We start from the raw sequence: 20494 nt of genomic DNA on the forward strand, positions 1-20494 counted from the left end.
AATGCGCCGGCTACTGCGTCCGTTGCTGGATCCGTACCGGCGCTATCGCCACGCCAAAGTGATCCACGCGGTACGGGTATCGCTCGGATTGCTCGCCTCTATCCTGCTGACCACCGGCATCCACCTGCCCCACGGTGAGTGGGCGTCGGTGACGATGCTCGTGGTCATCGGCGGTTTGCAGCATCACGGCAATATCGGCAAAAAAGCTGCTGAGCGGGCCATCGGCACCTTGGTCGGGGCGGCAATCGGATTGGCGTTGGTGGTGCAACAGGCCTGGCTCGGAATGCCTTGGTTGACCTATTTCGCCATGGCGGTGATTTGCGGATTTTTCTCCTACCATGCCATCGGCAAGGGTGGCTATACCGCGCTGCTGGCCGGCATTACCGTGTTCATCGTCGCGGGCCACGGTGACAATCAGGTGTCTGACGGACTGTGGCGCGGGGTCGATATCCTGATCGGCATTGCCTTGGCCCTGGCGTTTTCCTTCGCCCTGCCGCTCTACGCGGTCTATTCCTGGCGCTACAACCTGGCCGATGCCTTGCGTGATTGCGCGACGGTGTACGGGCGGATCATCAACGGCCAACCCGTCACCGCCGATGAACACCTCAAGCTCATGGGACGGCTGAATACGGTGATGGTGCAGCTACGGTCGCTGATGCCGTCAGTGTCCAAGGAAGTGAAGATTTCCATGACCGAACTTGATGCCATTCAGCGTCACTTGCGCATGTGCGTCAGCACGCTGGAGATTCTTGGCAACACTCGACCTGACGCCAATGACCCCGAGGCCATGGCGCGTCTGCAATCTGAATTGAAGGCGGAACATCGGTTGATTCGGGTGCAACTGATCGGCATGGCCCGGGCGCTGAAGTCCGGCTCGTTCCAGCGACTCAGTCGCCCCATGGAACTGCCGGACTCCACGTTGGACGCGCCGATCTACAACCCGCTGGACGGCTATCGACTGTTGATCCGCCAATTGGCCAGCAACATCGGTGAGATGCGCCAGCGACTGGCGAAGACTGCGCCCCGCTGGAACATCTGACACCTGTTTACTGGGTAATCGAGCGACGAAACTTCAGGCTCCAACCCTGTTGCATGCCGGCCGCCGCCAACAGGATCGCCGCTACGCCGATCCATTGCAGCGGCTCCAGGTGATGGCCAAAGGCGAACCAGTCGACGAAAATCGCTGCGATCGGGTAGATGAACGACAACGCCCCGGTCAATGCCGTCGGCAGTTTCTGGATCGCGCCGTACAGCAACACATACATCACGCCGGTGTGGACGATCCCCAACGTCACCAGGCTGGCCCAGGCACTCGGCGCTTGCGGCAATGCCGAAAAGTGCGCGAATGGCGCGAGCAACAACACGCCGGTGCTGACCTGAATCAGGGCGATCAGGTGCGGCGGTGTGCCGGTCAGGCGTTTGATGATCAACGCGGCAATGGCGTAAAGGAAAGCAGCGCCCAGCGCCAGAACAATGCCGATCAGGTACTCGTTGCCACTCTCGCCCTGCCCGCCATGGGCACTGACAATCGCCAGCATCCCAAGAAATGAAACACCCAGCCAGGCCAGTTTCTGCAAGGTGATTTTCTCGTTGAGGAACACCGCGGCCAGTCCCACCAGCATGAAGGGCTGCACGTTATAAACTGCCGTGCCGATGGCAATCGAAGCGCGCGAATAAGAGGCGAACAACAGCACCCAGTTGCCGACAATCGCCACGCCGCTGAGCACGGCCAGCAGGAAGGTGGTTCGGGTCAGAATGCCAGGGCGCAGGAAACCGAATGCCGCACATATCAGCAGCAAAGTCCCGGCGCCGAACAGGCAGCGCCAGAACACCACATCCAGCACCGGTTGCCCGGACACCAGCACGAACCAGCCAATGGTCCCGGAGATCAGCATGGCGGCGGTCATTTCGAATGAGCCGCGACGTATTATCTTGTCCATCTTCAGACTCCTCTGTTTATGGGCAAAGTATGCCAATCAGCCGAGGGGCTTCTCCAGCGCAAAAAGCAGGCTAAACTCGGAATCTGCCTTTATTGCGAAGGCTATTTTGCAAAATTGCCTAATAGAGGTTTTCGTCATGACCGATGATATCGACCAAGTGCTGATCACTGCATTGATGGAAGACTCACGGCGCTCGCTCAAGGCCCTGGCGCAAATCAGCGGCCTGTCGTCGCCCAGCGTTGCCGAGCGCCTGCGTCGCCTGGAAGAGCGTGGCGTGCTCAAGGGCTACACCGTCGAGATCGACGCCAAGTGCTTTGGTTATCAGCTCCAGGCCATCGTGCGCATCCGTCCGTTGCCGGGCCAGTTGCAGGAAGTGGAACGGCAGATTCAGGCCATCCCGGAATTCACCGAGTGCGACAAAGTGACGGGCGACGACTGCTTCATCGCGCGCCTGCATGTGCGTTCCATGGAACAGTTGGACACCCTGCTCGACCGCCTCAACACCCACGCTGAAACCAACACGGCAATCGTCAAGAAAACCCCGGTGAAACGGCGGTTGCCGCCAATGGCGTAGCGGCCGTACCCAAACCAATGAACGAAAAAAACCCGCCGAAGCGGGTTTTTTTACTTATGGCCGACGATCAGTCGTCGCGGCTCATGATGCCGAACAGCTGCAACAAGCTGATGAACAGGTTGTAGATCGATACATACAGGCTGATGGTCGCCATGATGTAGTTGCGCTCGCCGCCGTGAATGATGGCGCTGGTCTGGAACAGAATGCAGACCGAGGAAAACAGCACGAAACCTGCGCTGATCGCCAGTTGCAGACCGCTGATCTGGAAGAAGAAGCTCGCCAGCGTCGCACCCAGCAGCACGAAGAAACCTGCAGTGATGAAACCACCGAGGAAGCTCATGTCCTTGCGGGTGATCAGTACGTAGGCCGACAAGCCGCCGAACACCAGTGCCGTCATCGCGAATGCCGAGCTGACGACTTCAGCGCCGCCCTGCATGCCCAGGTAACGGTTGAGGATCGGGCCGAGCAGGAAACCCATGAAACCGGTCAGGGCAAATGCCGACACCAGGCCCCAGGCGGAATCACGGAGTTTGTTGGTGAGGAAGAAAAGACCGTAGAAGCCGATCAGCACCACGAAAATATTCGGGTAGCCAACACGCATCTGCTGGGCAACGAAAGCCATTACACCGCTGAATGCGAGGGTCAGGGCGAGCAAGCCGTATGTGTTGCGCAGGACGCGGCTAACCTCTAGCTGCTCAGCCTGCACGCTGTTATTAACTGCGTAATCCTGTTCGCGCATGGCGACACTCCTGTTGGTTTGAAACGTTCAGTCGCAAAGATCATAACAGACGCTCTGTAACAAGCTATGCAGAGAGTTTGACAGTGTGTTTCATTCAGGTATTATGGCGCCCGCAACGCAAACGGAGGTGTGGCCGAGTGGTTTAAGGCAACGGTCTTGAAAACCGTCGACTGTAACAGGTCCATGAGTTCGAATCCCATCGCCTCCGCCATCTTTATACGACAAAGCCCTGATTATTCAGGGCTTTGTCGTTTCTGGCTTTCAACAAAACCTTAAAGCCCCTACTTCAGCCCACGCCTTGGAAAAAGCCCTTTTTTCGACGAGAGGCAGGCCCTTGGGCGAGTTCATGTCATCGCCCCGCCAACCCTCATCAGGGTTGCTGGAACTGGTAGATCGTTACAACGCAGAAACCGTGCCTGGCGATTCAGACTGCTCATATCGCCTGAGTAACCATATTGAGTTTGCGAAGACTTCGCCTTTATCGAACCCCTTCCCCCGCGATAGGTCTGCTCCTGTATCACTCCTCGGAAATAATCCAATGTCCGCTCAACACACCCTTGTCGTACTCGCTCGGGGCGGATATGCCGCTCGAGGTGTTCTGTATCTGATCATTGGTATCTTCGCTCTGCTGGCGGCTCAGGACTCGACAAGACCGAAGGACAGTCACAAAAGCCTCGAGGCGTTGTTAAGCCAGCCATTCGGATATGTCCTGGTCGGGCTAGTGGTGGCGGGTTTGCTGGCCTTCGCCGGGTGGCGAGTGCTGCAAGCGATTCGCGACGTCGATCATCACGGTACGAAGCTGAAGGGGTTGGTGATTCGTGCAGGTTTATTGGCGGGAGGTTTGGTTAACGGTGCTCTTGCGTTTTTTGCATTGGGCCTACTCATCACCGGCGTCAGGAGTTCAGGCAATTCCGGAGGTGGGGAGACAAAGGATTTACTGGCGCATCTTTTATCCTGGGATCACTCAAACGTGGTGGTCTACCTCGTGGCGCTAGTCCCATTAGGTGTGGGCATTGCTCACATCATCAAGGGATGGAAGGCGTCGTTCGAGAAGTACTTCGAGGCTGACGAAGATGTGATGCGTTACATACGCCCGGTATCTCGATTTGGACTCATAGCCCGAGGCGTGGTGTTTATTAAGATAGCCCTGCTACTGGCGATCAGTGGCTCCCGTTATCAAGCAACGGATCCACCGGGCATGAAAGAAGCCCTTGATGCGCTCCAGAATCTGCCGGCCGGGGCCTTGATCTTGATGGTGATGGCTCTTGGGTTGATCGCCTTTTCGGTTTACAGCTTTGCCGAAGCCGCCTGGCGCAAAATAAACATGGATGTGCCTGGGGTACCGCAATCTTAGTCGCTACCAGATGCTGGAGAAGGAAGGCTCGCCGGATGGTGCTGGATTCCAGGAAAAACGTCTGGATTTTTGGCTTCAGACTGAACGATCCGATTCGGGCAACAATCAGATATTGATGAATTGCCTGTTTTCGTCAGCAAACCAGTGTGAGGAGGTTTTATGAGCGCTCAGCCAATTGAGTACTATTTCGAGATCTACGAGGTGTCTTTCACTAATGCCCCAGTTTGGAGCGCTCAAGCAACAACGCCCTTCCCAGCTGTGTCGATAGGTGACCGTTTCAATCTTCTAGGCCTTGAAGTTGCAAGAGACAGAACTGCCTCCGAGGAGGAGGAATATCGAGTCGTAGACATCGACCATGTTTTTTCGGATGCCGAAGGCAAACTTGCTTACAAAACCAAGGTGAAACTGATGCTGACACACCGCAACCAAGTTTATTGAGGGTGAATCCGCATTAGCTGGATTGATCGACGACCTTAATCTGCGTCAGCCCTACTCGTTCAGCCTGCTCTAGGATCTCAACTGTCGTGGCGTCCGCATTGGGCATCATCAGGCTGTTCTCTCCATCCCCAAAGTGCAGTTGGAGCAGGTGCATCGCAGCCTCATGCAAAGGCAACCGAGTCTGCTCGAGTTCAAAAATGTGTGTACGGGGCTCGCCGTTGAACAGGTATTCCAGGATCAATTTGCACATATTGTGTTCCTTGTTATGAGAGAAGTGCGCCTGTCATCCCATTGCCTTCGCATCCCATAGGATCACACGTGTCGCCTCGCGCATGAATATTTCGACGGTTTTTGGGCCAATGCCTTCAAAAGCGATAAGCCGTTTCTCGAAATCCTGACGATCAACACTCGCGTCTACGATATTGCTCACCTTCCCTGCATATTCATTGTTGAGTTTTTCAGCCAAGGCCAACAGACGTGCTGAAGTGGTTTCGTCGTAGCGTACATAGTGCGCCTCGCCCAACATGGCGACGAGCTCGCGATGGGTACAGTGGCCAAGCTTGTGAGAGGTGTCACGCTGATGCTTATCGACAATCTCTCGATAAGCCTCAGCGGCAATCTGGGCCTGAATCCTTTTGCCCATTAAAAAACTGGCGACCAACCATTTGAACAAGCCTTCTTCATTCGCGTTTTCCAGGTCGATCTTCAAATCGAGTGCACTGATAATTTTGTGCATTGAACCTTCCCCTGATTACCTGGAATCGCGCGTTATGCAGACAGCCGGCTGATATGCATCGACTCGATGTCAGGCACCTCTTACTTCTTGTGCGGTAGCACCGCGCCGAATACCTGCTTGGCGGTTTGCACGATCACCCCGGCTTCGTTCGGATCGCCCTTGAGCAAAGTCGTGGCAAACTTCCTGGCCTGTTCGAGCTTGATGTGTGGCGGCAACGGAGGAACGTCGGGGTCGGTCTTGAACTCGATCAGCACCGGAACCTCCGAAGCCAGCGCCTGTTCCCAGGCGGCGGCAACGTCTTCCTCGCGGTCGACGAAAATCCCTTTCAGCCCAATCGAAATTGCGAACAGGTGGTACGGCACGTCCGGGATGCTTTGCGAAGCCTCGAACTTGGGATCGCCCTCCATCACCCGTTGCTCCCAGGTGACCTGATTGAGGTCTTCGTTGTTAAACACCGCGCAGATCCATTTCGGGCTTTCCCACTGGCGCCAGTATTTGGCGACGGTGATCAGCTCGGCCATGTTGTTCATCTGCATGGCGCCGTCTCCCACCAGCGCAATCACCTGGCGCTCGGGAAACGCAAACTTCGCCGCAATCGCATAGGGTACCGCAGCGCCCATCGAGGCCAATCCGCCGGAAAGCGAGCACTTCGTGCCGCGACGAATTTTCAGGTCGCGGGCATACCAGTTGGCACACGAACCGGAGTCGCTGGTGATGATCGCCCGCTCCGGCAAGCGGGGTGACAACTCGTATACCACCCGTTGTGGGTTGATCGGTTTGGCTTTGGCCATGGCGCGTTTTTCCAGGGTCTTCTCCCAACTACCGCGCCAGCCTTCGACTTTTTTTCGCCATTTTCGCTCGGTTTTCTGTTCGAGCAACGGCAGCAATGCGGCCAGTGTCTCTGCAGCATCGCCGACCAGGTTGACCTCCATGGGATAACGCAAGCTGAGCATGTCCGGTTGCAAGTCGATCTGCACGCCGCGCGCCTGCCCTTCTTTGGGCAAGAACTCGGAATATGGAAAGCCCGAGCCGATCATCAGCAAGGTGTCGCATTCGGTCATCAGCTTGTAGCTGGGTTCAGTGCCGAGCAAACCGATACTGCCGGTGACCCACGGCAAATCGTCGGGCAGTGCAGCTTTACCGAGCAAGGCCTTCGCCACCCCGGCGCCAAGCTTTTCCGCCACCGCAATCACTTGATCGGTAGCCTGCAGCGCGCCGGCACCCACCAGGATCGCGACCTTTTGACCCGCGTTCAAAACATCTGCCGCACGCTGCAGATCCGCCTCGTATGGCACCACTTTCGGCTTGCTGTAACCCACCCCTGAATGCGCGGTGCCATGGGCTCTGGCCGGCGCTTCATACTCAAGATCTTGCACATCATTGGGCAGAATGATAGCCGTGACGCGCCGTTCGCCGATGGCGGTGCGCACTGCGCGGTCGATCAAGTGTCGTACTTGTGCCGGTGCCGAAGCTTGCTGGACAAAAGCTCCGGCGACATCCTTGAACATCGACAACAAGTCGAGTTCTTGCTGGTAGTGGCTGCCCAGCGCCGTGCGGGCCTGCTGGCCGACGATAGCCAACACTAGCATGTGATCCATCCGGGCGTCATAAAGGCCGGTGATCAGGTGCGATGCGCCTGGTCCCGAAGTGGCAATGCACACGCCCAACTCACCGGTAAACTTGGCATGCGCCGACGCCATGAAGGCGGCCATTTCCTCATGCCTGGCCTGAACGAATTCAATCTTTCCCTTGGCCCGGCTCAGCGCTCCGAACACGCCATTGATGCCGTCCCCTGGATAACCAAAAATCCGGGTCACACCCCATTCGCTAAGCCGTTCAATCAGAAAATCGCCAACTGTTGTCGTCATGTCGTCCTCGACTTCTACCCGTGCATCAAGCCTCTCCGACAGAACATCCCGTCGGAACGTGTAAGGGTCTGGACACTTGGGTGCAGATCGAAGTTCTGCCGGATGTCAGTCACGATTCACCCGAACCTTCCCGCTAAAGACGCTAAAGCCATAGGTGTTGTAGATGAGCGTTACCGGAATCAACACGGCGAAACCGACCAGCATGAACATCTGGCTCTTGGGACTTGAGGCAGCAGCCTGCAAGGTCAGCTGCGGCGGCACGATCATTGGAAAGAGCGCTGCGATCATCAACACAAACGCCAGGATGAAAACACCCAATGCGCAGAACAGTGGCAGAAAATGTCGACGACTGCGAAACCCCAAGGCAAAGCCAACAAGCAGAGCAACCAGGAGCGTCATGGCCGGCATCCACACAAGTCGATCTGAAAGCCGTTGCGCATAGCGAGTGTCCAGTGTCGCGGTCCATGCAACCAACACGATCAACAACACTACGGTCACGGCAGCCAGTATCTTCGCCTGCAAGCTGGATCGCAGGTGAAGTTCGCCCACGGTGCGCCAATAGAGCCAACAAGCCCCAAACCACGTATACCCCACCACGAGTACTGCACCACAAAACAGTGGGAACAGGTTGAGCCACTCCGCGCCATCACCCCTGTATTGGCCGCCATGATTCGGTACGCCTTGTACGAGAGTTCCCAAGACGATTCCTTGAGTTCCGCCAGCGAGCACAGAACCGCACAACAACAATCCATCGACCACACGCTTGATACGATTGCCAGGCGCGTAATCACGAAACTCCAACGCAACCGCGCGCAGAATCAGCGCCAAAAACATCAAGATAAAAGGCAAATAAAGCGCCGGAAGCAGGATGGCGTAAGCCAACGGGAACAACGCCAGCAAGCCACCACCTCCCAACACCAGCCAGGTTTCGTTGGCATCCCAGATCGGCAAGATTGTCACGGCCATGGCCCGCCGTTCCTTGCCGCATCGCGTCAGGCCCATCAGCACACCAACGCCCAAATCGGTGCCGTCGAGCAGCACATAGTTCATCACCGAGAAAGCCAGGGCTCCAGCAGAAAGCAGGACTATCCAGTCAGTGTCCACGATGGATTCAGCTCCTCAGGATTGCCCTGTCTCGTCCGCCAACGTTGGTTGCGGTCCGGCTTCATCGTTGCGCGGTGGCTCGCGCAGAATTCGCAGCAGCACCCAGAGCCCGATACCGAAGATCAGCAGGTAAAACACCAGGATCGTCCAGGTTGCGCCAATCACCTGCTGGCGCGACACCGACGACAAACTGTCGGCTGTGCGCAGCAATCCATAGACGGTGAAAGGTTGGCGGCCTACCTCTGTCACTACCCAGCCACAAAGCATCGCGAGGAATCCAGCCGGGGCCATCAGCACGCATCCGCGCAGCATCCAAAGCACGGTGAACACCCTATGGCGCCAGCGCAACACCAAACTGGTCAGCCCCTGCCCCACCATCAACAGCCCCAGACCCACCATGAAACGAAACGCGAAAAACACAATCGGCACTGGTGGAGTGTTTTCGGGAGGGAATTCATCGAGCGCAGCGATGGTGCCCGTCAGATCGTGCCGCAGGTACAACGAGCCCACACGTGGAATCGCCAATTCCCAATGATTGCGTCGTTCGGTCATATCGGGAATCGCAAACACGCGCAACGGTTCACCCGCGCCATCCGGTGGACGCGTCCAAGAGCCTTCAATCGCGGCAACCTTCAGAGGTTGTACCTTGAGGCTGTGTTGTCCGTGCAAATCACCCACCACGATTTGCAGAGGAGCGAGCACAACGATCATCCACAACGCCATGGAAAACTGAAGACGTGCTCTGGGATTTTGCGGCTGCCGCAATAGTTGCCAGGCGCTAATACCGGCCACCAGGGTGGCGGTGCCCAGAAACGCCGCCAGCGTCATGTGGGCCAGGCGATAGGGAAATGATGGATTGAAAATGATTGCCCACCAATCCTCGGCCATGAAACGGCCATCGGTACCGATGGAGTACCCGGCGGGAGTCTGCATCCAGGAATTGGCCGACAGGATCCAGAACGCGCTGATCAATGAACCCATGGCAACCGCACAGGTGGCGAAGAAATGCAGACGAGGTCCGACTTTCTTCATGCCGAACAACATGATGCCCAGGAATCCCGCCTCCAGAAAAAAGGCGGCGAGCACTTCGTAGAACATCAATGGGCCCAGGACATCGCCCGCCTGGGTGGAGAGTCGCGACCAGTTGAGTCCGAACTGGTACTCCAGAATCAGACCCGATGCCGTGCCTACGGCCACGTTGAGGGCAAATATCTTCAGCCAGTAGAGGTAAACATCCAGATAGATTTTTTGCCCGCGCCACAGCCAGAGACCTTCCAGCACCATCAGAAAGTTGGCCAATCCGATGCTGAGCGCGGCCAACACAATATGAAAACTGATGGTGATCGCAAACTGAGCACGCGCGGCCATCAGCGCCGAATCAAAGGCGTCCATGCCCTCAAGGCTCTAGCGGGATGACAGAAATCTTGCCGTTGCGCTCCAGGATCGCAAACTTGATCTGGTCAATGGTTTCTATGCCTTGGCTTGAGCGGGCCGCCTCCATCACATCGGCTTCGACCAGCCGGGCATGCCGTAGGCGCTTACTTAAAAGCTTTCCGTTTTCAACGATGATGGTGGGCCCGCCATCAATGAGTTTGGACACCCAGTCTGAGCGTTGTTTGAGCAGTGAAAGGCCGACATCGATGGCGATTAACGTGACGATAACCAGGACGGAATTCGTCAGGGAAAAGTCATCCCCCAGCAATGCCTGCTGCGTGGCTTCGCCAATGATCATCAACAACACAAAGTCAAATGTCGTCAGTTCCGCCAACGAACGCCTGCCGGCGATCTTGAACAGCACCATCAAGACCAGATACATCGCGAAGGCGCGTAATACCGAATCCATATATCACCTCAAGGGAGAATGAATTGATGCATGGCCACTGGTGCCGCTCCTGGTGAGGACACCCGGGTACTGAACAGTCCCAATCCGCCACCACGTAACGTCATATATAGATTCGCGCGTCCTTGGGCGTCCGCTTGCAGCCATAGCTTCATACCCTCCCCGGCATTGCTGGCGCGGACAGGCTCCGGAAGCAATGTTTCGATGTTGAAACCGTTCAGGAAATCCCCGGATAACTCGATTTCAACCATGGCATCCGGCGTGCCGACCACACTGATCACCATCGGATTGGTTGAACCGTTACGGTGAAAAACCTCGTACTGCACCCTGAGCTTGCCATCGCTGCCGTGAACGTCTCGCAAGCTCATTGGCCCGCGTGAAAACATTCCACCTAGTCCCAGCACGACCAACAGCACCAACACGTACCAACCGCATCGCTCAAACCGCCAAACCTTGACCTGATAGGCCATGTCTTCGCGAACGGGATAGTCGCGGCTCTTGAAGTCGTCGTGGCTGCCTTTATCACTCATGGCGTGCTCCTACCCTCGTTCACCTGCCAGTGCCCGGCGGTGGAATTCCGGTAAATGCTTCAATGCGTATTCGGCGGCTTGGAGTTGCACCTGGCAACGAGTGTCGAAAAATCGATGTTTATGACTGAACAAACTACGACCATGCCCGGACTGAAAAGCCCAAGCGAAGCAGATGGTGCCTGCTGGAATTCCATCGACATCTTCCGGGCCCAGGATTCCAGTGGTCGCCACAGCAACATTAGCCGTGCTGTCGAACAACGCGCCCAAGGCCATCTCTCTCGCAACCTCACAGCTGGTGAGGTTGAAGGTCTCGATGGTCTGGGGATTGACTCGCAACAGACGCTGCTTGGCTTCAAGGGAATACACCACATAGCCACTTTCAATAAGCTCTCCGCTGCCCTCGATCTCCGACAGAAGCGTCACAATTTTTCCTGCCGTACACGACTCTGCTGTGGTGAGCACAAGATTGTGCTCACGAAGGTAGTCAACAGTCATAGCCGCAATGGACATCACGTTTTTTCCGATAAGGTCTTCGCAGTTGCCCCCTGCGAGTCTCGTTCATTCCAAGTTCTGCTCACGGGTCATTCATTCCCCTATTCCGAGCCAATGCCCTTCCGATATGTGCGGGAGCGGATCAGCGCGAAGAGGCCGCCAGATCCTCTTCGACGAAGCGCAGCATCGCCTCCGCCAGCGCCTCGCGCGGATAGGCATTCTGTGTCACCAATAGTGAACCGAGGGTCGAATGCGTACGGGCGATCGGCACTGCCAGTGCCCAATGATCGGCGTTGATAAAGCCCATCAGGCTGCTGCCAGGCACAATCTGATCGTAGAAAATCACTTGGCTGTCGTTGCGGGCATCGATGCTTGCCAGCTTGTTGTAACTCGATTTCAGTATGGCCGAGATGTGATCGGGCTGCGGGAAGGTAACGAGCGAATAGAAGTTCACTTCGGACGGCAACCGGTTCTGCGCCAGCCAGTTCTTGCGCGTTGCGGGTCGAAGGCTGTTGATCGCGCCACCGTCCCCCGAATCGCAGGTCGAGCCGGGAAAGTGTCGCAACAGGTCCGCCTGGTACTGCTCGGCATCGTTGGCCAGCGCCGAGCCACCGACCGAGCCGCCTGCGCTGACCACTGCCGCCACGCGGCCGCGGATTTCCGGGTAATTGACCATCGCTTCGAGAATGTCGGGGGCGCCCTTCGAATAACCGATCAGGACGAGCCGCGGCGGTCCGGCTTCAGCTGGCATCGCCATGATCGCGTCGCGTATTTGCCGAGCGTTCTTTGTGGAACTCGATAAGGCGTCGACCTTCATCTGCACCAGGTCATATCCGAACTGACGAAGATGAATCGCTACACTGCCGGGCGCTTGCAGCCATTGCTCGAAGCATTCGTAGCCGACACCGGCCACCACAGCGCCGATCAGACGGCGTTTCGATTGACCGAGATCGACGGGTTTGCCAGTGCCAACAGGTTCGCTACCGATGCGCGTCAGTGCCTCCTCGCAAGGTCGGTTATCGGGCAGCTCGCTGCCTCGCGTGTTGAGGATCGAGCAAAAAATCTCGCGAAAGCGCGCCCGCTCGTCCTTCACGCCGACCTGCGACGCAGGGACCAGCACAAGCGGCGGTGTGTCCGTCGAGTAGGGAACAAGCGGCGCGGGTGCGCAGGCGGTGAGCGCATGGCAGCCAGCGATCAGCAGCCATGCCATGCCAGCGCTGCGCAACAATGGGTAGGCGCTGCACAAACGGCCGGCCGAGTCATCCGGACTGCCGAACAGGTCACTTGCGGGCATCGTCGAGCTCCTTCGGTGCAGGCGATTCGCGCCGGTCCAGGTACGGTTCCCAATCGAGCATCTCCACGTCCGACAGGCTGAGCGGCCGCGTCGCGAAGAACATGACCGCACGCAGACCGTCGCTGAAATAATGGGCGCCGCTGAACGTCGTTCGCGATTGTGCCTGGGACGCGGGACCGACGCCGGTGACGAAACCGAGCTTGTCCAGACCGGCCGAATACATCATGTCCTGGATCAGTAAATTTCTCGCCTCATCGACGTCTTCATGCAAGACGAGATTTTCCGAATCGCGCGGTGCAAAGCGTCCGCCGATCGGTCTTGCGACCTGCGCGAGATAAACGGATTGACCGTCGAAGCGTATTGGCGTGACCCAAAGACGCACCCAAGTCGCCGGCGCTCCGGCTTGCGATTGCTTGCGAACCACGGCATCGGGCATGCGGCCAAACACACGTTCCGCCGCATCCGCGGGATGCGCGGCACGCCGGTAGCCGCGACGCACAAAGGCGGTGGCGATATCGGCGAACTCGCCAACGAGAATCACATTGAACGGATCGCCGTTCGCCCTGCCGTTCGCGTCAGTGGCGCAACAGGGAAGGCGCTCCAACGCGGAACGCAACGCGGCCAGATCGTCATAGTCCTTGATCTCGGAACCGTGATGCTGGAACAAGCCTTCGGCAAACCATTTTTCCCCGGCATCGTCCGGCACCCGCAAGAAGAGAGAGAACGGGACAAGCGACTTTCTCTGCAGCAAATCGATATTCAGCAGCCGCGTAGCGCGCTCCGGGTTGATGAACAGCACGCCCGCTTTCGTTTCGCCTGGCAGGACGGGATTCTTGAACCCCAGTTGGTCCAAGTGTGCATTGATGCGCGCGTTCGCTGCCGGGGTGAATGTCCCGTGCACGGACCAGGCGACTTCGAGTGGCGAGAAATAGTCGGGATCGGTTCCCGGCTGCAGCAACAAGAGCGGATCGGCAGTCTGGTTCTGGACTTCGACCCACACGGGCTGCACGCGCGTCTTGTCCAACTCCACCCCCAGCATGCGCTGCCTGTCTTCGGCACTGAGCACGGCGGCGCTGACGCGTATCTCGTTCCTGGTGGCCGTCTGCGCACGTTCACGCAATCCGGAGGTATTGAAATCGGCAGGCGCCTGCCAGGTCGAACAAGCAACGGCGAGCGCAAGAATCGCTGCACAACTCAGGGTGCGCAAGCAGCGCATTGCACATCGCAGAGTACCCCTGGCGCGCGGCGCCGACGGCAAACGGCTCATGGCTTGACCCGTCCCGCGGATTGTCCGCCATTCTCGTAGATTCCCTTCGATAGAAAGAATTCGATTTCCGCCAGGGAGGTGTGCGTGTGATCGAATACCAGGACACAGCGCAGCCCATCGGTGTAGTAAGGATCGGTCGTCAGGTTCTCGCGCGGTGCGCTCTTGGGCGCGGCCCCCACACCCTTCACAAATCCGAACTTGGCCAGCGTTACCGAATACGCCATATCCTGTGTCAGCGCACTCCGTGCTTCGTCAACATCAGGGTCGATCTTGTGCGTTGTCAGCGTCGGAGAATGCACGGTCATCCGGCTGCCGATGTCACGGCTGATCTGACCGACCCACACCTGCTTGCCGTGATATTGCATCGGACTCAGCCACAACCTCAGGTGATTGCGCTGGTGGACGTTGTCGCGCGCCTTTTGCAGGGCAAGGTCCTGGGCTCGCCCGAACAGATAGAGATCGCTCACCGGCGCATAGGGATAGCGCTCGCCGGCAAGCGCCGAATTAACCATTTTCATGATCGACCCCGACCACTTTTCCTCGGTTCCACGCCAGCCACGACGCGCGAACGCGGGAAAGGCATCATCGAGGCCGCCGACGACCACCAGGTTCAGCGGATCGCCGTTCGTGGAACCCTCCTCATTGGTAACGCAGCACGGCAGCGCCTCCAGCGCCGCCTGGAAACTGGCGTCATCCGTGTAGTTCACAATGTCTTCAGGCGGATAGATGCCCCGCCTGAACACTTCGCTGATGTGGTAATCGGTGCGCAGGCCCGGCACGATGGCCAGGACAGAGAAATGCCTCGCCCGCCCGTCCGCCACCAGATCGAGGTTAACGAACTTGAAGCCCTCGTCGAGATGGGTCAACACGAAGCCCGAGGTGGTCGCGCCAGGTGCGACAGGGTTGCGCAAGGCCAGCCGACGAAAGTGCCGGTCCAGCGCCGTCCGGTCGTCCTGCGGGATGCCCGGGAAAAATGCTTCGGCCGCCTCGGATGCAGGGAAAAAATTTGGATCGAGGCCCGGCGAAAGCAGATAGTAGGCGCGGTCTTCCCGATTTTTGACTTCGATCCAGACTGGCTGTATCGATGTATTCGCCAGAGGCACGCCGTAGACCGCCTCGCTTTCCGCGGCCGACAATACGGCGGTCGACACGCTCAAGCCGCCATCGTGGCGTGTTACGGCGCGGCTCTTATAGTCAAGGCTCGTCGTTGGCGGAGGCTGGGAGGCGCAGCCGGCGAACGCGGCTGAGATGGCCGTTGCTGCGAGAACGTGTCTCACCATGCGATGCATCGCGTAACCTCATCAACTGAGCTTTACCAATCTTCGCTGTCCTGCCTGTGTCATCAGTGGCTACTACGAACATTAGTTTCGACATCGCAGCTTTTCATTATTAATCGCCCCTGGAATTGCGCCGGCTTTTAGGTGTGAGTCATGCCGTCATCGCAGAATAGTCGAACTATCGATAGCAGTAGTGCTCGATGCCTTTGCGCTTCAATAACTCGACATTGAGTTCAGCCCGTCTCGGAAATGTCAGTTGTGTGAAACCGTCATAGAGCTGTCAGAACCGAGACTGCAATCGAACATATGCGATTCCGATGGGCGATTCCTGGTGCGTTGCGCCGGGAGCCACCTATGCTTAAGACAAGAACATCGACATCAACATCAACATCAGTGGGCCGATGGTCAGGGCGGCTGGCGAAAAAACGCCTTGACCCGACGACTTGCTCACCCGGCAGACGCTGGATGAATCGCATAACTATATGAACAGCAAGGCTAAAGGCGTGCTGCGTCAGAACTTTTTTACTCAACGCCGAAGTTTCCGTTGTCCTCTGCCCTGCTACGCTTTTTAATCCTTACAATGTAATCAGACGACCATTCCGAATACACTTTGGTGGGTTCGTGAGGACAAGGCTTTTGAAAGGCACACTGAAAGGCACACTGATTGGAGCCACGGTAGCCATCGCGACACTCTGCGTTGTGATGTACGGGTTTAATACTTGGAAGGTTGCTCAAAGCCAGCGGCAGGAAGCGTTATGCGCGGTAGCGCAGCAGCACATGAAAACCGTGGAAGCACAGGCCCGGGCCATGGCCGCAGGGCTGTCGGTCGAGGGGTACGCCAAGGCGGAAGAGGCTGAGGTTGGCAAGCTCGTCAGTGCCCTGGATACCGCCAAGAACGAAAAAGAGGTGGACGCGGTTATCGAGGAACACGCAGCCTCCGTCGAGGCGCAGGTCGCGGCTACGGACGCGGAGGTGAAGTCCCGTGGCGAACAGCCATTCCTCGGCCAGCAGCGAAAAGAACAGCGCATCACCACCGACGTCAAACAGGAGATCCAGCGCGCCGAGAAGGCTGTAGCGACGGAATGTGATTAACGCAGCGCGCCGCATTCAACTCAGGATTTCATTTCCGCCACCAGCAAATTCACCAACGCCGCCGCCGGCATTTCCCGTGCCAACGGTGCGCCCTGCCCGGCCCATTGCACTGCGAACTCGGTGTTGGCCTTGGCGGCGGCCGCAGCGTTGAGTGCTTTGTTGGCGTCGTAGGCAATTGGATAGTCCGGCAGCTCCGTAGTATTCGCCGGCAGCGAGGTGAAATTGCGATTGACCATGCCCCGGGCCGGACGCCCGGAAATCAGGCTGGTGACTTTTGTCTGGTGGGCACGCGGGCCTTTCAGGGCTTCACGATAGGCCGCGTTGGCGGAGGATTCGGGGCATAGGATAAACGCCGTGCCCAGCTGCGCGGCACTGGCACCCAGTTGGATCACAGCATTTATGCCGGCGCCGTCCATGATGCCGCCCGCCGCGATAACCGGTAGCCGGCACGCGTCGGCCAGCACACGTACCAGGGCGAACGTGCCCATCTCACTGTCCTGCTGTGGATCGAAAATCCCACGATGTCCCCCGGCCTCAAAACCTTGCGCCACCAGCGCATGCACACCGGCGTGTTCGGCCAGTTGTGCTTCGGCCAGACTGGTCACGGAGCACAGCAGGACGATGCCGGCTTGCTTGAGCGCATCGACGGCCGGTTGCGGCGGCAAACCAAAATGGAAACTGACCACCGCCGGTTTTTCTTCCAGCAGCATTTGCAGCATGTCCGCGTCTTCGACGAACGAGGTGTAAATCTCACGCAGCGACGTCGGCGCAGCGGCGTCGAATTCGGCAAAAAATGGCGCAAGAACATTCAGCCACCGCGACTCGCGCGCGCGGTCTTGCACCGCAGGTGCGTGACAGAACAGGTTCACATTGAACGGTTTGTCCGTCAGCGCAGCGGTTTCCCGCAGCATGCTCCGTGCCTGCTCGACCGTGCTCGCGCCGATCCCGATGGAACCCAGCCCGCCAGCATTGGACACCGCAGCCGCCAGTTTGGGCGTGGAGACGCCCACCATCGGTGACTGGATGATCGGCAGTTCGATGTTCAACAGGGATAACAGTGGAGTGGACATGGCAGCACCTGAATGTAATGAGTGAACGAAAAAACTAAAGCTCCCCGGTCAGGAACTGCGCCCGACCACCGCCGAACGACCAGTCTGCGTCGGAGTTTTCCACCAGCGAAACAATCAGGTCATCGGGCGACAGGTCACAGTCGACTTGCAGTTGCTCGGCCAGCAAGCGGTAAAACGCGATTTTCTGCTCCTGCGGACGCGGTCGCGAGATCACTGTCAGCAACACCACATTAGCCGAGCGGGTGTAACCCAACCCCGTGTCATGCAGCACCAGTTCCCCCGGTCGATGTTGCGTGACGCTTTGGTAGCGATCACTGACGGGTACGTCAAATGCCTGGACCATGGCCTGATGCGCCCCATCGAGCAGGGTTCGCAGTTGTTCATCGTTGCGGCCCTGGATGATGTCGAACTTGAGCAATGGCATAGCGATTCACCCTGGCGATAAAAATTGGGAGCGAGGAGTTCGCCCCCTGGGAAAATGGCTGGCGTGCAAGCCCGCGCCTACACCCCCACCAACCCGAAAACATCAATGCTTACTTGGAGGTCGGCATGGCGAACTCGGCGCCTTTGGCAATGCTGTTCGGCCAGCGTTGCATGATCGACTTCTGCTTGGTGTAGAAGCGCACGCCCTCTTCGCCGTAGGCATGCATGTCGCCGAACAGGGAACGCTTCCAGCCACCGAAACCGTGCCACGCCATCGGCACCGGAATCGGCACGTTGATACCGACCATGCCGACCTGAATACGGCTGGCGAATTCACGGGCAATGTGGCCGTCGCGGGTGTAGCACGCGGTGCCGTTGCCGAACTCGTGGGAGTTGACCAGATCAACCGCCTCGGCAAAATCTTTCACGCGCATGCACGCCAGCACCGGGCCGAATATTTCTTCTTTATAGATTTTCATTTCAGGGGTGACATGGTCGAACACCGTGCCGCCGAGCCAGAAACCTTCGGCACAATTGACGCCGGCCTGCGAGCCGTCAAAGCCGCGGCCGTCGACCAGCATTTCGGCGCCTTCGGCAATACCCTGCTCGATGTAGCCGGTGATGCGCTGCAAGGCGGCTGACGAAACAATCGGGCCCATTTCAGCCGCCAGGTTCATCCCTTCCAGGATTTTCAGCGTCCGGGTGCGCTCCACCAGTTTCGGCATGACTTTGTCCGCGACATCCCCGACGAACACCGCCACCGAAATCGCCATACAGCGCTCGCCGGCAGAACCGAAAGCCGCGCCGATCAAGGCATCGACAACCTGGTCGATATCGGCGTCAGGCATCACCACCATGTGGTTCTTTGCCCCGCCCAACGCTTGCACACGCTTGCCGTGACGGGCGCCAGTTTCGTAGATGTAGTTGGCAATCGGCGTCGAGCCGACAAAGCTCACGGCTTTGACTTCCGGGTGATCGAGCAGCGCATCCACGGCTTCTTTATCGCCTTGCACCACGTTGAACACGCCGTCCGGCAGCCCTGCCTCCTTGAACAGTTCAGCGATCAGCAGCGACGGCGACGGATCGATCGGGCTCGGCTTGAGCACAAAGGTATTACCGCAAGCGATGGCCACCGGGAACATCCACATCGGCACCATCACCGGGAAGTTGAACGGGGTGATGCCGGCCACCACACCCAAGGCCTGACGCATGGTCCAGTTGTCGATATTGGTCGAGACCTGTTCGGTGTAGTCACCCTTGAGCAACTGCGGGATGCCGCAGGCGAATTCGACCACTTCGATTCCGCGCGTCACTTCGCCCTGGGCATCGGTGAACACCTTGCCGTGCTCGCGGGTGATCATCTGCGCCAGGGTGTCACGGTGCTCGTTGAGCAGCGCCAGAAACTTGAACATGATGCGGGCGCGGCGCAGTGGCGGCGTGGCCGACCAGGCCGGGAAAGCAGCGGCGGCCGACTGCACGGCGGCGTCGACCTCAGAGACATTGGCCAAGGCCACGTTGCCGATCACCGAACCGGTGGCAGGGTTGGTGACGTTCTGCGCGCGACCGGAGTTGCCCGGCGTTGCGCGGCCGTGAATGTAGTGTGCGATCTCTGCTGGCTGGTTGCTCATGGCGGATGTCTCCTGGTGGTGGATCTCTTGTTGTTGTCAGGAAAAATGCCAGGCGGGTGTTCAGCGTCTCTGGCAGAGCCAAAGTAGGTCAGCGGTAGAATCATGTAAAATGATGATTAGTGATTACATGAATCAGAATTGGTGAATGTATCCCATGAGAAGGGTCATCTGGCGTCGAATGATTGAGTGGATAGCTTCAGAAAGGGAGTGACGGTTGCGATGCGATCACTTCGAATCAGGTCGGCTGTCAGGCCGCCTCGCTTTTGCTTTGCTTTTGATCTTCTTGCCCCATCGAGAGGCCGAGCGCAGGTTCTGCGCAGTGGGCAACCCGGCAAGGATGCCGGGTTAGCCGCCCCCGGCCATGGATGGCCGATGGCGGCGGGCCCACGGAGCAGGACCGGAGCGAGGGCATGCCGAGCATTAGCGAGGCACCGAACGACAGGGGCAAAGCCCTTGGTTACTTGGGGCTTTTCCAAGTGACCCGCCGTAAGGGCGGAACCTTTAGTGGCCGTTACCGCAGGAATGGATATGTATTCCGTCAGAATCATCCAGGTCGCTGTCAGGCCGCCATCGCTGGCAAGCCAGCTCCCACAGGAATCGAGTACGACCGCAATACAGGTTGGCTGTCAGGCCGCCATCGCTGGCAAGCCAGCTCCTACAGGAATCGAGTACGACCGCAATACAGGTTGGCTGTCAGGCCGCCATCGCTGGCAAGCCAGCTCCCACAGGAATCGAGTACGACCGCAATACAGGTTGGTTGTCAGACCGCCATCGCTGGCAAGCCAGCATGTATGTTTAGACTTGAAGGGGTGGGTGGGACTAAAGCCT

21 protein-coding genes and 1 tRNA gene are annotated in these 20494 nt (G+C 58.0%); 6 read left to right on the plus strand and 16 right to left on the minus strand.

What is annotated here, in order from left to right; translation table 11 throughout:
- Nucleotide 1: 1 nt before the first annotated feature.
- Nucleotides 2-1039, plus strand: a complete 1038-nt coding sequence (locus tag NL64_RS05910; protein WP_034147215.1) for an FUSC family protein — start codon at nt 2-4, stop codon at nt 1037-1039.
- A gap of 7 nt (nt 1040-1046) precedes the next feature.
- On the opposite strand, the gene NL64_RS05915 is transcribed toward NL64_RS05910, so the two are convergent.
- Nucleotides 1047-1940: a DMT family transporter gene (locus NL64_RS05915; protein WP_034147216.1), complete on the minus strand. Its 894-nt coding sequence runs from the start codon at nt 1938-1940 to the stop codon at nt 1047-1049.
- Between the two features lie 136 nt (nt 1941-2076).
- Between NL64_RS05915 and NL64_RS05920 the strand changes: the two genes are divergently transcribed.
- Entirely contained in the window at nt 2077-2514 is a 438-nt protein-coding gene (locus tag NL64_RS05920) for an Lrp/AsnC family transcriptional regulator (protein WP_034147217.1), read from the plus strand.
- A gap of 67 nt (nt 2515-2581) precedes the next feature.
- On the opposite strand, the gene NL64_RS05925 is transcribed toward NL64_RS05920, so the two are convergent.
- Nucleotides 2582-3253, minus strand: coding sequence for a Bax inhibitor-1/YccA family protein (locus tag NL64_RS05925; protein WP_034147218.1), 672 nt, complete (start codon nt 3251-3253; stop codon nt 2582-2584).
- A 123-nt stretch (nt 3254-3376) separates the two neighbouring features.
- Between NL64_RS05925 and NL64_RS05930 the strand changes: the two genes are divergently transcribed.
- The 3 genes from NL64_RS05930 to NL64_RS05940 all read left to right on the plus strand — a co-directional run bounded on the left by NL64_RS05930 (nt 3377) and on the right by NL64_RS05940 (nt 5045).
- Nucleotides 3377-3464: transfer RNA gene (locus NL64_RS05930), tRNA-Ser, on the plus strand.
- A 327-nt stretch (nt 3465-3791) separates the two neighbouring features.
- Complete coding sequence (locus NL64_RS05935; protein ID WP_034147219.1) at nt 3792-4607, plus strand: DUF1206 domain-containing protein; 816 nt, start codon at nt 3792-3794, stop codon at nt 4605-4607.
- A gap of 159 nt (nt 4608-4766) precedes the next feature.
- Nucleotides 4767-5045: a hypothetical protein gene (locus tag NL64_RS05940; protein ID WP_034147220.1), complete on the plus strand. Its 279-nt coding sequence runs from the start codon at nt 4767-4769 to the stop codon at nt 5043-5045.
- A gap of 13 nt (nt 5046-5058) precedes the next feature.
- Here the strand turns inward: NL64_RS05940 and NL64_RS05945 are convergent, their stop codons facing one another.
- From NL64_RS05945 to NL64_RS05995, 11 genes are all read right to left on the minus strand, one after another.
- Nucleotides 5059-5295 (minus strand): hypothetical protein, encoded by a 237-nt coding sequence (locus tag NL64_RS05945; protein ID WP_034147221.1) that lies wholly within the window; start codon nt 5293-5295, stop codon nt 5059-5061.
- 33 nt (nt 5296-5328) lie between these two features.
- Nucleotides 5329-5781 (minus strand): DNA methylase, encoded by a 453-nt coding sequence (locus tag NL64_RS05950; protein ID WP_034147222.1) that lies wholly within the window; start codon nt 5779-5781, stop codon nt 5329-5331.
- 80 nt (nt 5782-5861) lie between these two features.
- Nucleotides 5862-7649, minus strand: coding sequence for a thiamine pyrophosphate-requiring protein (locus NL64_RS05955; protein ID WP_034147223.1), 1788 nt, complete (start codon nt 7647-7649; stop codon nt 5862-5864).
- Between the two features lie 105 nt (nt 7650-7754).
- Nucleotides 7755-8753 (minus strand): cytochrome d ubiquinol oxidase subunit II, encoded by a 999-nt coding sequence (gene cydB, locus NL64_RS05960; protein WP_253277058.1) that lies wholly within the window; start codon nt 8751-8753, stop codon nt 7755-7757.
- Between the two features lie 15 nt (nt 8754-8768).
- Nucleotides 8769-10145: a cytochrome ubiquinol oxidase subunit I gene (locus tag NL64_RS05965; protein ID WP_034147225.1), complete on the minus strand. Its 1377-nt coding sequence runs from the start codon at nt 10143-10145 to the stop codon at nt 8769-8771.
- Between the two features lie 4 nt (nt 10146-10149).
- Nucleotides 10150-10596, minus strand: a complete 447-nt coding sequence (locus NL64_RS05970) for a DUF421 domain-containing protein (RefSeq protein WP_034147226.1) — start codon at nt 10594-10596, stop codon at nt 10150-10152.
- 8 nt (nt 10597-10604) lie between these two features.
- Nucleotides 10605-11123 (minus strand): hypothetical protein, encoded by a 519-nt coding sequence (locus NL64_RS05975; RefSeq protein ID WP_034147227.1) that lies wholly within the window; start codon nt 11121-11123, stop codon nt 10605-10607.
- 9 nt (nt 11124-11132) lie between these two features.
- The gene (locus NL64_RS05980) at nt 11133-11633 is read right to left on the minus strand and encodes a CinA family protein (RefSeq protein ID WP_034147228.1); all 501 of its coding nucleotides are present in this window, start codon (nt 11631-11633) and stop codon (nt 11133-11135) included.
- A gap of 124 nt (nt 11634-11757) precedes the next feature.
- Complete coding sequence (locus NL64_RS05985; RefSeq protein WP_216594561.1) at nt 11758-12909, minus strand: hypothetical protein; 1152 nt, start codon at nt 12907-12909, stop codon at nt 11758-11760.
- Nucleotides 12896-14176 (minus strand): LssY C-terminal domain-containing protein, encoded by a 1281-nt coding sequence (locus NL64_RS05990; protein ID WP_052321200.1) that lies wholly within the window; start codon nt 14174-14176, stop codon nt 12896-12898. Before NL64_RS05990 ends, NL64_RS05985 begins: the two co-directional genes overlap by 14 nt.
- Nucleotides 14173-15327 (minus strand): LssY C-terminal domain-containing protein, encoded by a 1155-nt coding sequence (locus NL64_RS05995; RefSeq protein ID WP_223504463.1) that lies wholly within the window; start codon nt 15325-15327, stop codon nt 14173-14175. The genes NL64_RS05990 and NL64_RS05995 overlap by 4 nt, the downstream gene beginning before the upstream one ends.
- A gap of 828 nt (nt 15328-16155) precedes the next feature.
- Between NL64_RS05995 and NL64_RS06000 the strand changes: the two genes are divergently transcribed.
- Complete coding sequence (locus NL64_RS06000) at nt 16156-16545, plus strand: hypothetical protein (protein ID WP_052321202.1); 390 nt, start codon at nt 16156-16158, stop codon at nt 16543-16545.
- A gap of 20 nt (nt 16546-16565) precedes the next feature.
- Here the strand turns inward: NL64_RS06000 and NL64_RS06005 are convergent, their stop codons facing one another.
- From NL64_RS06005 to NL64_RS06015, 3 genes are all read right to left on the minus strand, one after another.
- Nucleotides 16566-17615: an NAD(P)H-dependent flavin oxidoreductase gene (locus NL64_RS06005; RefSeq protein ID WP_034147230.1), complete on the minus strand. Its 1050-nt coding sequence runs from the start codon at nt 17613-17615 to the stop codon at nt 16566-16568.
- A gap of 34 nt (nt 17616-17649) precedes the next feature.
- Nucleotides 17650-18039, minus strand: coding sequence for a tautomerase family protein (locus NL64_RS06010; protein ID WP_034147231.1), 390 nt, complete (start codon nt 18037-18039; stop codon nt 17650-17652).
- A gap of 109 nt (nt 18040-18148) precedes the next feature.
- A complete protein-coding gene (locus NL64_RS06015; protein ID WP_034147232.1) occupies nt 18149-19666 on the minus strand; it encodes a CoA-acylating methylmalonate-semialdehyde dehydrogenase in 1518 nt (505 codons plus the stop codon).
- Nucleotides 19667-20494 lie beyond the last annotated feature (828 nt).

Source organism: Pseudomonas fluorescens, assembly GCF_000802965.1.
Classification (GTDB): Bacteria; Pseudomonadota; Gammaproteobacteria; order Pseudomonadales; family Pseudomonadaceae; genus Aquipseudomonas; species Aquipseudomonas fluorescens_A.